Here is a 13,333-nt window from a genome sequence, read left to right on the forward strand (position 1 = left end):
GAATACCGATGGAACTGAACGAGATCCGCCGCTTTGGCGGCCGCGCTGCTAACCAGATGCGTCCCGTGACACTCAAGCGTGAAGTCATGAAAAACGCCCTGGGCTCGTGCCTGGTGGAGTTTGGTGACACGCGCGTGCTGTGCGCTGCTACGATCGAAGATGGCCTGCCGCCCTGGCGCCGCGCTTCTAAACTGGGCTGGGTTACCGCCGAATACGCCATGCTTCCCGCCGCTACCTCCAAGCGCACCAAGCGCGAGACGAATGCGCGCAAGGGTCGAAGCATGGAGATCGAGCGTCTGATCGGTCGCAGCCTGCGCACCGTTTGCAATATGCGCGCGTTGGGCGAGTACACCGTTACGATCGACTGCGACGTTCTGCAAGCCGATGGCGGTACGCGCACGGCGAGCGTGACCGGCGCCTGGGTGGCGCTTCACGACGCCTTGATGACGTGGGTCGAGGCGGGCAAGATCCCGCGTCTGCCTCTGACGGGCCAGGTTGCCGCTGTGTCCATGGGCGTGGTGGACGGTAACGAGCTTTTGGACCTCGATTACGCCGAGGACAGCCATGCCGAGATCGATATGAATCTGGTTGCCACCGATACGGGCGAGATCGTCGAGATCCAGGGTACAGGCGAGCAGACGCCTTTTGATCGCAAGCGCTTGAACAACCTGCTTGACTTGGGCGACCTTGGCATCAAGCAGTTGATCGACCTGCAAAACGAGGTTACGGCGTTTCGCGACGACGACTAATCGTGCATACACGTCTCTTTGCTAAACGATAAGGAATGGGCGACCATGGCTCTCAATAAAATCGATATCGATACGCTCGATCCCGCGCGCACCATTGTGGTTGCCACGGGTAATGCCCACAAGCTCGTGGAGATCGAGGACATTCTTTCGCGCGTGCTGCCCGACGTGACGTTTGTCGCGCTGGGCCAGTTGGGCGATTTCGATGACCCCGAGGAGACGGGCACCACCTTCTTGGAGAACGCTCTTATCAAGGCTGAGGCCGCCGTGGAACAAACGGGCATGTCTGCCATCGCAGACGATTCCGGCCTTGTGGTCGACGCCCTCGATGGCGAGCCTGGCGTCTATTCCGCGCGCTATGCGGGCGTGCATGGTGATGACGCTGCAAACAATGCAAAGCTGCTTAAGAATCTGGCCGAGGTGCCCGAGGCCAAGCGCACCGCTCGTTTCATGAGCGTGGTGGCGCTTGTGGACGCCTCGGGCATGGTGCTCACGGGCACGGGCGCCTGTGAGGGCACGATCGGGTTCGAGGGCCGTGGTGAGAATGGCTTTGGCTACGATCCGTTGTTCTTGCCCGCTGATACGCCGGGCAAGACCATGGCCGAGCTTGCCCCCGCAGAGAAAAACGCTATCAGCCACCGTTTCCATGCGCTGCAGGACCTGTCGTCTCAGATTGCAGGGGATGAGGCGTGAGGGCCGTCGTTCAGCGCGTAGCGAGCGCATCGGTTGTTGTTGAAGAAAAGACCATCGGTAGCATTGGCCAGGGATATCTCATCCTTCTGGGCGTAGGCGAGGGGGACACATGCGAGACGGCGCAAAAGCTTTGGGCCAAGATTCGTGATTTGCGTATCATGCCGGATGATGCGGGAAAAACCAACCGCTCACTTGCAGACGTGTTGGGCGAGGTGCTCGTGGTGTCGCAGTTCACGCTGTATGCCGATTGCCGCCACGGGCGCAGGCCCTCGTTTACCGCGGCAGGCGCCCCCGGTCTGGCTAACGAGCTCTATGAGTATTTTTGCGAGCTGGTCCGTGCGGATATGGGTGATGTTCAGACGGGCAGCTTTGGTGCCGACATGAGCGTTTCGCTTGTAAACGACGGACCGTTCACCATCGTGCTCGACACCGACGAGCTGTAGAAGGCGCCTCGGTCTCCAGGGTCATACTTGCTGTCGATTTGCATCCATCTTCTCAGCATCTCCACAAGATGTGCAATCTCCATCTGAGCCTGCTACAATTTGTACGTTTGTAGATAAATTGGAGCAAGTCTGCCGCATTTGCGCTTGCCTTCAGGAGGCCTAATGGAAGAGCTGGAAGTCAATCACGTCGAGGATATCCACGAGAAGCTGACGAGCATGATCGGCCAGCGCGTTAAAGTGCGCGCCAACATGGGCCGCACGCGCGTCGTCGAGCGCATGGGCACTATCAAGACGGTGCATCCCGCCGTGTTCATCGTCGAGGTGGACGAGCGCCGCGGCCGTAAGTCGCGTCAGTCGTACCAGTATGTCGATGTTCTCACGGGCACCGTCGAGCTGTTCGATCCCGAGTCGGGCGAGCACCTGTTTACCCCGCTGGGCAATCAGCTCGAGGAGCACTAGTTATGCCTTCTCTTTCGTTTACTGTGTCCGCGCTCGCAAAGGTCAATCTATACCTGGGCGTGTACGCAACGAAAGATGAGCGCGGCTATCATCGCGTCGATTCGATTATGGCGGCTGTCGGCCTGGGCGACACGGTGACGATTGCGCCCGCCAAGGAGCTTTCGGTCACCATGGATCCCGCGGCGGATTTCCCCATGGAGCAAAACAGCGCTTGGCGCGCCGCCGTCGAACTTGGCCGCGTGTGTGGCCGAGAGCCTTTGTTCGATATCCATATCGAAAAGCACATTCCCATCCGTGCGGGTCTCGGCGGTCCTTCCACCGATGCCGCGGCTACCCTGCGCGGCCTTTGCGCGGCATGGGATATCGACATCCATGACGAGCGCGTGGCTGCCGTTGCGCGCGGTATCGGTGCCGATGTGCCGTTTTTCCTCTACGAATCGCCTGCATACCTCAGTGGCGCGGGCGACGTGATGGAGGAGACCTTCGACGCGCTCGAGGGCATGTCCGTGGCGCTTGTCCGAGCATCCTCCAAGGGCGTTACAGCACAGGAGGCCTATCGCATCTTCGACGCAAATCCGCAGCCTGTAGCCCCTATCGAGCCCATGCTTGAGGCATTGCGCGCTGGCGACGAACAGGGCGTGGTCAATGCGCTTGCCAATAACTTGGCCCCCGCCGCGATGTCTATCGCGCCCGAGATCGTGGATGTGCTGGCGTGGATGCGTGAGCAGCCGGGCGTGCGCGTGGCGGACGTTTCGGGTTCGGGTTCTTGCTGCTTTGCCCTGTGCGAGAGCAAAGAGGCTGCTCAGAGCCTTGCAAGCGCGGCTTCAAGCGAGCGCGGATGGTGGTCATGTGCAACTCAGATGGAAAAGTCTGGATCGAATCTCATTGATTGCTAGCATTTGTCTCAATCTTTTGTTACTATAGCTTGGCTATCGGGTTGTGGCTCAGTTTGGTAGAGCACTGCGTTCGGGACGCAGGGGTCGCTGGTTCAAATCCAGTCAACCCGACCATTGCACGTTAAAGGGTCGCCTTCGGGCGGCCCTTTTTTGTATGTGCGTCCACGCTTCAATTCCGGCTGCTTTGAAATCGCGGCAAGATGCGCGCTACTTTGTTTGCATGGAGTGCTAGCATTACATCGTTTGCGAGCATGAGGGTAGGGGAGTGCATATATGGCACTGGGCGTAAAAGTCGATATGACGCAGGGGTCCCTTTGGGACAAGATCGTTCTCTTCGCCATACCCGTTGCGCTTATGGCTTTCCTTCAACAACTTTTTAATGCTGCGGACGTTGCCGTGCTGGGACAGTTTGCGGGCACCAACGCCATGGCGGCCGTGGGCAGCTGCGGCGCCATGTGCAGCTTTGTGGTGAGTTTGGGCACGGGCATGAGCCTGGGCGCCAACGTGACCATTGCAACGAACATTGGGTCGGGCAGGATGGATGCCGTGCGTCGCGCTGTACACACCGCGATGCTTGCCGCAGTGGGCGGGGGCGTTATCTTGGGCCTTGCGGGCGAGCTTGTGATTGAGCCCATCATGGCTGCGATGGGCATCAAGGATCCCGAGGTCGAGGCGATGGCGCTTCTCTACATGCGCGTCTATCTTGCGGGACTTCCCATTCTCTTTCTGTATGACTTTGAAGCTGCCATCATGCGCAGCCAAGGTGACACGCGCACACCGCTTATCGCGCTCACTATTTCCGGCATGGTTAACGTGGGTCTCAACCTGCTTTTCGTGCTGGTTTTGGGCATGGACGTCGACGGCGTTGCGTCGGCAACGGTAATCTCCAGCGCCGTGAGTTCGATCATTCTTTTATGGTGCCTGACGCACAGCGACTCCGTCATTCGCGTGAATCTGCGCGAGCTGGCAATCGACTGGCCCTCGCTCAAACGCATTCTTATCGTCGGCCTGCCCGCAGGTATTCAAGGCGCGCTGTTCTCTGTGTCGAATGTTATCGTCCAGGCGGCCGTGAACAGCCTGGATACCGCTGTCATGGCGGGCAACTCCGCCGCAAACAATATTGACGCTTTCTCGTGGTATAGCCTCAACGCCTTTGGCCAGGCATGTACCACGTTTGTGGGCCAAAACAACGGTGCCCGCCGCCATGATCGCTGCCTGCGTACCCTCAAGATCTGCTTTATCGAAGGCTATACGGCCTATGCGATCCTCACAACGATCCTGCTGCTCTTTAGCAGGCAACTGCTTTCGATCTTTAGCACCGACCCCGCGGTGCTCGATGCCGGACAGCTGCGTATTCAGTTTATTTTGGCAACGCACCTCTTTACGATGGTGGTCGAGATCATGTCTGGCTACTTGCGCGGCTACGGCTGCTCGCTACCGCCAACGATCATCGCCCTCATCTCCATCTGTGTCCTGCGCGTGCTGTGGGTTGCGTTTATATTCTCGGCCGACCATACCTTATTTACGCTGCTGATGGTCTACCCCGTAAGCGTTGCTGTGAACGCGTTGCTCACCATGCTGTTCACGTTCTTTATGCGCAATCATCTGGCGCGGCCGGCGGCTGCGGCGGCCTAGCGCCCATTCTGTCCCGTTTTTTGTGCTCAATCCCAAAGACGGTTGATAAGCCGTGCGTAATGTCGCGTGAAGAATCTGGTAGGGGAAATATGGGGCTGTTGTTCCGCAACGCCAAGCGCGGTATACTTCCATCTGCTTGTTTGCAAAACACTGGGAGGAAACCATATGTTCCCTAAGGGTATGGAATGGATCGTCATTCTCATCGTTGCACTGCTGATCTTTGGGCCTAAGAACCTCCCGAAGCTCGGCAAGTCCCTCGGCTCCACGGTCAAGAACATCCGTGAGGGCATGGAGAGCGACGAGGCCTCCAAGGACGACGAGCCTGTTGTCGCCGAGGAAGACGCGGATGACGACGCCGAGATTCGCGAGCTCGAGGCCAAGCTCGCTGCCGCCAAGAAGAAAAAGGAAGACGGCGACGCTGAGTAATTTCCGCCCTGTTATCGCGGGGTGATCTTCGACCGGCTTACCCCTAGGGCCAGCCGGTCTTTTCTGTGTATGGGTGGCTGATCTGCCACACGTGAGATGCAAGGAGTTTGTGCGCATGGATGCAAGCGAGATCGTACTGACAGCCGAAGGCCGCCAGAAGCTCATGGAGGAGCTCGCCTGGCGTGAGGGCGATAAGAGCAAGGAGATCATCGAGCACATCAAGGAAGCGCGCGCCTTTGGCGACCTTTCCGAGAACTCCGAGTACGATGCCGCTAAGGAAGAGCAGGCTAAGAATGCCGCCCGTATCGCCGAGATCCAGGCCATTCTTGCCAACGCTCAGGATGCTGGCACCTCTTTGCATGGCCTGACCGTCTCCATTGGCAGCATCGTTGCTTTGGTTGATGCCGACGGCGTTGCCACCGAGGTCACCCTCGTGGGTACTACCGAGACCAACGTGCTGGAGCACAAGATTTCCAACGAGTCTCCTGTGGGTCGTGCGATCATCGGCCATGCCGAGGGCGAGACCGTCGAGGTTGTGACCCCGTCCGGCAAGACCCGCACCTACACCATCACCAAGATTTCCCGCTAAACCGCGGGCATCAGTATGTAATGGCTCCCGGGGGATACCGATCCTTTGGGAGCTTTTTCGCGTTATATAGGAGTGCAGCCGATGTCAGAGAATCAGACCGAAACCCCCGTTGCCGACACGCTTAACGATGAGCGTGCCCGCCGCCTTGCCGACCGCGAGGCCCTGTATGCCGCTGGCCAGAACCCGTATCCCGAGCATTCTGATGTTGAGGATTACGTGGCCGACATCGAGGCCAAGTATGCCGACCTTGCCGATGGCGAGGACACGACCGACGTCGTGAAGATCGGTGGCCGTGTTGTTGCCAAGCGCGGCCAGGGCAAGATTATGTTCGTCGTGCTGCGCGACCCGACGGGCGATATCCAGCTCTTCTGCCGTATCAATGATATGAACGAGGATGACTGGAAGCGCCTGCGCAAGCTCGACCTGGGCGATATCGTGGGCGTCGAGGGCGTTGTGGTTCGCACCCAGCGTGGCCAGCTCTCCGTGGCGCCTCGTTGCCTCACGCTTCTTGCCAAGGCCGTTCGTCCGCTGCCCGAGAAGTTCCACGGTCTTTCCGACAAGGAGACCCGTTATCGTCAGCGCTATGTCGACCTGATCGTGAACGAGGACGTGCGCGAGACCTTCCGCAAGCGTTCCGCTATCGTTTCGGCTTTCCGCCGTTACATGGAGGCCGACGGCTTCATGGAAGTTGAGACCCCGATTCTGCAGACCATCCAGGGCGGTGCCACGGCCAAGCCGTTCATCACGCATTTCAATGCGCTGAACCAGGAGAACTACCTGCGCATCGCTACCGAGCTGCACCTAAAGCGTCTTCTTGTGGGCGGCTTTGAGCGCGTGTTCGAGATTGGCCGCATCTTCCGTAACGAGGGCATGGACCTTACGCACAACCCCGAGTTCACCACCATGGAGGCATACCGCGCCTTCTCCGACCTTGAGGGCATGAAGGAGCTGTGCGAGGGCGTTATCAAGGCAGCGAATGCCGCGGTGAACGATTCCGAGCAGATCGAGTATCAGGGTCAGACCATCGACCTTTCCGGTACCTGGCCGAGTCGTCCCATGTCCGATATCGTCTCCGACGTGCTGGGCTACAAGGTGACCATCGATACTCCCGCCGAGGAGCTCGCTGCTGCTGCCCGCGAGCGCGGCATCGAGGTCAAGCCCGAATGGACGAGCGGCAAGCTCATTGCCGAGATTTACGACGAGCTGGGTGAGGAGACCATCGTCAACCCCACCTTTGTGTGCGATTACCCCATTGAGGTCAGCCCGCTCGCCAAGCGTTTTGAGGACGATCCGCGCTTGACGCATCGCTTTGAGTTGGTCATTGCCGGTCATGAGTACGCCAACGCCTTCTCCGAGCTCAACGATCCAGTCGACCAGGCGGAGCGCTTCCGCAAGCAGGTGGAAGAGAAGTTTGCCGGCGACGACGAGGCCATGGAGTACGATGAGGACTACGTGCGTGCCCTTGAGTACGGCATGCCTCCTGCAGGCGGCATTGGCATTGGCATGGACCGCGTGATCATGCTGCTCACCAACTCTGCGAGCATCCGTGACGTCCTGCTGTTCCCGCACATGAAACCCGAGGGCGGCTCCAAGGGCCCCAAGTCCGCTGTTGCTTCTGCCGAGGGCTCGTTTGTCGAGGCACCGAAGGTCTCCACCATCGATTACTCCAAGGTCGTTGTGGAGCCGCTTTACGAGGACTTGGTCGATTTCGATACCTTTATCAAGTCCGATTTCCGCGTGGTGAAGGTCAAGGCCTGCGAAGCGGTGAAGAAGAGCAAGAAGCTGCTGAGCTTTGTGCTCGACGACGGCTCCGGCACCGATCGCGTCATCCTCTCCGGCATCCATGCCTACTACGAGCCCGAGGATCTGGTGGGCAAGACGCTCGTCGCTATCACCAACCTCCCTCCGCGCAAGATGATGGGTATCGACTCGTGCGGCATGCTCATCAGCGCCGTACACGCCGAGGGCGACGAGGAGCGCCTGAATCTCCTGCAGCTCGATCCGAGCATTCCCGCAGGTGCCAAGCTCTGCTAGACGCGCCTTAGCATGAAGTGAACGAGGCATTGGCCCTGAGCGGTCGGTGCCTCGTTTTTTATGGCGGTGCCGGATGTGATGCAATTTGCTTGATAGGTGCAATAGTTGAATCTGTCATGTATTTGGTCTAGGATGACGGCGGAAAACGAGAGCAGTCCTTTTGGATTACCCCCGCGGTGAAGGAAAGGATGCCCATGAAATATCAAGGCCAGAGTACAGATGAGCTTGAAGAGCCGGGGGAGTTTCTGGAGACTTTCGACCTTCTGGACGAAAACGACGACGAGCAGCCCGATCGTCGACCCCTAGAGCCTATGGAAGACTTTGATATCGTCTCTGAGGATACCGACGAGCAATGTGATGCACATCGCACGGCGCAAGAAACCCATGCTTCCGTATCCGCGCCGGTGCAGCCGCCGATGAACGATAGCTATCACCATGGCATGCGCGTGCGTGCCCTGCACATGAAGACTGTTTGGCATGATGTCGTGACGGGGGAGGACGACCTTGCCGTCAGAGCCTCGCTCATGGACAAGTCGACGATTGTCTGTCGCACGGGCATGCTTATGCTTTCAAGCGGTACGGGTGCCTGGCGCGTGAGGGACACCATGAACCGTGTGGCACAGGTGCTTGGCGTGACCATTCATGTCGACCTGAGCCTTCTTTCGTTTGAATGCACCTGCATCGAGGGACATCACTGCTTTAGCGAGGTTGTGAGCCTTCCCACGACGGGGGTCAATACGCATCGCATTTGGATGATGGAGAACTTCCTGCGCGAGATCGAGACCTATGGCCGCCGGTTCACCGTGCGTGAGTATCATGAGATGCTCGAGACGGTCGAGCATTCCAAACCGGACTACTCGGCGGCCCAACAGGGGCTTGCAGCGGGTTGCGCTTGTGGCGCCTTTGTCTTTTTACTGGGCGGCGGCCCTGTCGAGATGTTTTGTGCCTTTGCAGGCGCCATGCTTGGAAATTATGTTCGCGCTTCCATGCTGAGCCGTAGGTTTGGCCAGTTCAGTGCACTGGGGGCGGGTGTCGCGGTGGCCTGCGTGACCTATCTGTTGGCTCTGCTTGGTTTGGCCCAGATGATATCCAACGCGCTTGCCCACAAGGAGGGCTATATCGGGGCAATGCTCTTTGTCATTCCGGGGTTTCCGCTTATTACCGCGGGCCTCGACATCACGAAGCTGGACATGAGAAGCGGTATTGAGCGCCTGTCCTACGCTGTATCCATTATCTTGGTAGCAACCCTTGTTGGCTGGATGGTAGCGGAGTGCGTGGGACTTTCTCCCGATGATTTTCAGCCGCTGGGCCTATCGCCGCTCGTATTGACGCTTTTGCGTATCGCGATGAGCTTTGTGGGCGTATTTGGCTTTTCTATCATGTTTAACAGCCCGGTGCGCATAGCGGCGACGGCGGGGTGTATCGGCGCTGTTTCGAACACACTGCGCTTGACGCTTGTCGATGCGCCGACGATTCTACCGATGCTGGGGCTGGCGTCTGGCATGCCTCCCGAGGCCGCGGCGTTCTTTGGGGCTTTGTGCTCGGGGCTTTTGGCGCACCTGGTTGAGATGAAGCTCACGTATCCGCGCATTTCTCTTACGGTTCCTTCGATTGTCATCATGGTGCCGGGGTTGTACCTGTACCGTGCCATGTACTACATGTGCATCTTCGATACCGGCAACATGCTCAGCTGGTTTGTGCGTGCCGTGCTGATCGTGGCGTTTTTGCCGGTTGGGCTGGGTGTCGCGCGTGCGCTGACCGATAAACGCTGGAGAATGACGAGCTGATGCGAAAGACGTTCGAGGCGACGGGGGCGCTATATTTCACAAACTCTACGCTTACGAAGAGCCTCCTTTTCGTGCTAGCCTGAATGCAGGACATAAGTAGTCGCAGACGCATATAGGCGGGCGAGATGAAGTTTTAAAAGCTCCATCTCGCCCGCCTTTTTGTTGCGACAGCAAAGAGAAAGGAATCGCCCTTACATGCCTACCAACAAACGAGAGAGCCTTCTGTTCACCTTTATCATGTGCTTTTGCATGGTCTTGTGGATGAGTATCTATAACGTCGCCTTGCAGCATGGCACCATCAATGGAGAGGTCATCGCCGCAGCTTGGCTCGGCTTCCCCCTCGCCTACATCTTTGCCATGTGCTGCGACTGGTTTGTTGCCAGCCCGCTCGCGAAGGGCTTCGCTTTTAAGTATCTGGTTACTCCCGGTAAGAGTTCGCCGCGTGCCATGACGCTTGCCGTGAGCTCTTGCATGGTGGTTCCCATGGTGATCATCATGTCGCTTTACGGTGCTTGCGAGGGCCTGTTCCATATGCCCGGCGGCCCGCTTGCTAACCTGAGCGTCCTGCCCATGATGTGGGCGATCAACATCCCGCGTAACTTTGTGATGGCGCTGCCGTGGAATCTGCTTGTTGCCGGTCCGCTTGCGCGCTTTGTCTTCCGCCGTGCATTCCCGCTGGGTACGGTTTTTGGCGAGCCTCACATGGAGCTTGTTTCCTTCCCGGGGGCTCCCGCCGCGCCCGAGCCTGCCGATGAGCCGGCGACGCCGATTGCCGCTGCCGAGGCATAAAAGGTAATGCCGCCCGCATTGCAACAGAGCAATTTGCCCAGAAAGCCACCTGCAAGGGTGGCTTTTTTTACGCTGTGAAAGATGAGCTATCGGATTCCGTTATCATTAATCATGGTATGGGTAAAGAACAACAAGCACCGAGAACGGTGCTTGTTTATCGTTTATAACTTCTAGCACGTTAGAGGTTTGCATATGTTGGATAGATTCACCGACCGCGCCCGCAAGGTCATGTCGCTTGCAAAACAAGAGGCGATCGATCTGAAGTCCACCAAGGTGGGCACCGAGCACCTGCTGCTTGCGCTTGCCAAGGAGGAGGAAGGTATCGCCGCCGAGGCCCTGCGCGCCCTCGATATTTCCTATGATGACATCCTGGAGCAGCTCAAGGAGATTCGCACCACGGTTCCTGCCGAGGATGAGCCCGCCGAGGCGGCAAAGCTCGCTTTTACGCCGCTCGTGATCTCGGTGATGGAGCGGTCCTTCCGCTTGGCACGCGAGAACAACCAGACATATGTTTCGACCGAGCATCTGTTGCTTGCCATTGTCTCCGAGGGCAACGGCCTTGCGATGGATATTTTCCAGCGCTTGGGCGTATCCGGTGCTTCTGTGCGCGCTTCGGTGGAAAGGCTTACGGCCAAAGACCAAGGCGGCAAGCGCCCCATGGCAGGTGCGGGCGCGGGACGCCCTGGTGCTGGTCTGCCGTTTTTCTCGGGCGAGGCGGGTATTGCCGGCGCCAAGATTGCCGGCGGTACGCTGGAGCAGTTTGCTATCAATCTTTGCCGCCGCGCTCGCGAGGGCAAGCTCGACCCGGTTATCGGCCGCGAGAAAGAGATCTCGCGCATGATGGAGATCCTTTCCCGCCGTACGAAGAACAACCCGCTTATTCTAGGCGACCCCGGCGTGGGCAAGACCGCTTTGGTGGAGGGCCTGGCGCAAGAGATCGTTGCCGGCAATGTGCCCGAAAACCTCCTCAACATGAATATCTGGGCGCTTGACCTGCCCGGTCTTGTGGCTGGTGCCAAGTACCGCGGCGAGTTCGAGGAGCGTTTGAAAAACGTTATCGCCGAGTGCACCGAGTCCGATAACGCGATTTTGTTTATCGACGAGATGCATACCTTGATCGGTGCCGGTTCTGCCGAGGGCTCCATCGACGCGAGCTCTATGCTCAAGCCCGTGCTTGCGCGCGGTGCCTTCCAGATCATCGGCGCCACCACCGCCGAGGAGTTTCGCAAGTACCTCACCAAAGACCCTGCGTTCGAGCGTCGTTTCCAGTCCATCGATGTGGAAGAGCCGAGCGTCGAGGATACGGTCACGATTCTAAAGGCCCTGGTGCCGCGCTATGAGGAGCATCATCACGTGCGCTATACGCCGGCTGCCATCGAGGCGGCGGCGAGCCTGTCGAACCGCTATATCCAAGATCGCTATCTGCCGGATAAGGCCATCGATCTTATCGACGAGGCCGGTGCCCGTGCACGCATCGCCGCGAACCGCGCTCCGCAAGCAGTGCGCGATGCCGAGAAGCGAGTGGCCGAGCTCTCCGATGCTGTGGAGGCCGCCTCGAACGACGATGACATGAATCGTGCCGCCGAGCTCAAGCAGGACCAGCAGGCCGCCGAGATCGCTCTTGGCGAGGCTCGCGCCGCTTGGAACGCTCAGATGGATGCCGACCCGCTTGTGATCGATACCGCGCAGATCGCCGATATCGTCTCCATTACCTCGGGCGTACCCGTGAGTTCGCTTACCGAGAGCGAGTCGCGCCGCCTGCTGCAGTGCGAGAGCGTACTCAAAACGCGCATCATCGGGCAGGACGAGGCGGTTTCCGCTGTGGCCAAGGCTATTCGCCGCAGCCGCTCGCCCCTTAAAGATCCGCGTCGCCCGGGCGGTTCGTTCATCTTCCTGGGCCCGACGGGTACTGGTAAGACCGAGCTTGCAAAGACGCTTGCCGAGTATCTGTTTGGCAGCAAGGACGCGCTCATCAGCTTTGACATGTCGGAGTTCGGCAGCGAGTTCGAGGTTTCCAAGCTCATCGGTAGCCCTCCGGGCTATGTGGGTCACGACGAGGGCGGCCAGCTTACCAAGGCTGTGCGTCGCCATCCGTACTCGGTCGTGCTGTTCGACGAGATTGAGAAGGCGCACCCCGACATCTTCAACATCTTGCTGCAGGTGCTCGAGGAAGGCCGCCTTACCGACGGCCAGGGCAAGACGGTCGACTTCCGCAACACCGTGGTCATCATGACGTCGAATGTGGGTGCTCGCGAAATCGCGCAGGAATCCAACGTGGGCTTTGGCACTACGGGCGAGAACGGTCTGAGTTCGGGTGAGATTCGCAGCCGTGCGATGGGCGAGCTTAAGCGCTTGTTCCGCCCGGAGTTCCTCAACCGTATCGATGACATTGTGGTGTTCCAGAAGCTGACGGGCGAGGACCTGAAGAGCATCGCTCAGCTGCTTGTGGACGACTTGCGCCAACGTCTGATTGCCAACGGCATGAACATCGAGCTTACCGATGCCGCTATCGACAAGATCGTGGCAGAGGGAACCGACCTCACCAACGGCGCGCGTCCGTTGCGTCGTGCCATTCAGCGCCTCATCGAAGATCCGCTTTCGGAGGAGCTGCTGGCAGGCGAGTGGGGCGAAGGCGATACCGTGCTGTGCGACGTTACGGACGGCGCGTTTGTCTTTAGCCATGGTACGGGAGAGATTCCCGCGCCGCGCGCGTTGGGTGCTCTGGGCAGCAGCGCGGTTGCAGCGCCGCACACGTCTGGTGCTGCGCCGAGCACGGGTGTGACCGCTGGCCCCGGAGGCATGATGCAGACGGGCTCCGGTGCCCATTAGTTATCCG

At 58.9% G+C, this 13,333-nt stretch carries 12 protein-coding genes and 1 tRNA gene; all 13 read left to right on the forward strand.

Going from position 1 to position 13,333, the window contains the following annotated elements; all coding sequences use genetic code 11:
- Positions 1-8: 8 nt before the first annotated feature.
- The 13 genes from rph (at position 9) to HF320_RS02055 (ending at position 13,326) form a co-directional block, all read left to right on the forward strand.
- Positions 9-749: a ribonuclease PH gene (rph, locus tag HF320_RS01995; protein WP_169276829.1), complete on the forward strand. Its 741-nt coding sequence runs from the start codon at positions 9-11 to the stop codon at positions 747-749.
- 45 nt (positions 750-794) lie between these two features.
- A complete protein-coding gene (gene rdgB / locus HF320_RS02000; RefSeq protein ID WP_169276830.1) occupies positions 795-1,439 on the forward strand; it encodes an RdgB/HAM1 family non-canonical purine NTP pyrophosphatase in 645 nt (214 codons plus the stop codon).
- A complete protein-coding gene (gene dtd, locus HF320_RS02005; RefSeq protein ID WP_138378203.1) occupies positions 1,436-1,882 on the forward strand; it encodes a D-aminoacyl-tRNA deacylase in 447 nt (148 codons plus the stop codon). The genes rdgB and dtd overlap by 4 nt, the downstream gene beginning before the upstream one ends.
- A gap of 162 nt (positions 1,883-2,044) precedes the next feature.
- Positions 2,045-2,341 (forward strand): Veg family protein, encoded by a 297-nt coding sequence (locus HF320_RS02010; RefSeq protein ID WP_022386205.1) that lies wholly within the window; start codon positions 2,045-2,047, stop codon positions 2,339-2,341.
- Between the two features lie 2 nt (positions 2,342-2,343).
- Positions 2,344-3,237 carry a 4-(cytidine 5'-diphospho)-2-C-methyl-D-erythritol kinase gene (ispE, locus tag HF320_RS02015; protein WP_169276831.1) on the forward strand — a complete coding sequence of 298 codons (894 nt, stop codon included), beginning with the start codon at positions 2,344-2,346 and terminating at the stop codon, positions 3,235-3,237.
- A gap of 37 nt (positions 3,238-3,274) precedes the next feature.
- Positions 3,275-3,351 (forward strand) — tRNA-Pro (locus tag HF320_RS02020).
- Between the two features lie 159 nt (positions 3,352-3,510).
- Complete coding sequence (locus HF320_RS02025) at positions 3,511-4,872, forward strand: MATE family efflux transporter (RefSeq protein WP_169276832.1); 1,362 nt, start codon at positions 3,511-3,513, stop codon at positions 4,870-4,872.
- A 165-nt stretch (positions 4,873-5,037) separates the two neighbouring features.
- A complete protein-coding gene (gene tatA, locus HF320_RS02030) occupies positions 5,038-5,298 on the forward strand; it encodes a twin-arginine translocase TatA/TatE family subunit (RefSeq protein ID WP_022386202.1) in 261 nt (86 codons plus the stop codon).
- Positions 5,299-5,413: 115 nt separating this feature from the next.
- Complete coding sequence (greA, locus tag HF320_RS02035) at positions 5,414-5,887, forward strand: transcription elongation factor GreA (protein ID WP_022386201.1); 474 nt, start codon at positions 5,414-5,416, stop codon at positions 5,885-5,887.
- A gap of 81 nt (positions 5,888-5,968) precedes the next feature.
- A complete protein-coding gene (gene lysS, locus HF320_RS02040) occupies positions 5,969-7,921 on the forward strand; it encodes a lysine--tRNA ligase (RefSeq protein ID WP_169276833.1) in 1,953 nt (650 codons plus the stop codon).
- 194 nt (positions 7,922-8,115) lie between these two features.
- Positions 8,116-9,708 carry a threonine/serine exporter family protein gene (locus HF320_RS02045; RefSeq protein WP_248276551.1) on the forward strand — a complete coding sequence of 531 codons (1,593 nt, stop codon included), beginning with the start codon at positions 8,116-8,118 and terminating at the stop codon, positions 9,706-9,708.
- Positions 9,709-9,903: 195 nt separating this feature from the next.
- On the forward strand, positions 9,904-10,497 hold the full coding sequence (locus HF320_RS02050) for a DUF2798 domain-containing protein (RefSeq protein ID WP_169276835.1): 594 nt from the start codon (positions 9,904-9,906) through the stop codon (positions 10,495-10,497).
- Between the two features lie 192 nt (positions 10,498-10,689).
- Positions 10,690-13,326, forward strand: coding sequence for an ATP-dependent Clp protease ATP-binding subunit (locus HF320_RS02055; RefSeq protein ID WP_169276836.1), 2,637 nt, complete (start codon positions 10,690-10,692; stop codon positions 13,324-13,326).
- Positions 13,327-13,333: the final 7 nt, after the last annotated feature.

This window comes from Collinsella acetigenes, from assembly GCF_012844445.1.
Classification (GTDB): domain Bacteria; phylum Actinomycetota; class Coriobacteriia; order Coriobacteriales; family Coriobacteriaceae; genus Collinsella; species Collinsella acetigenes.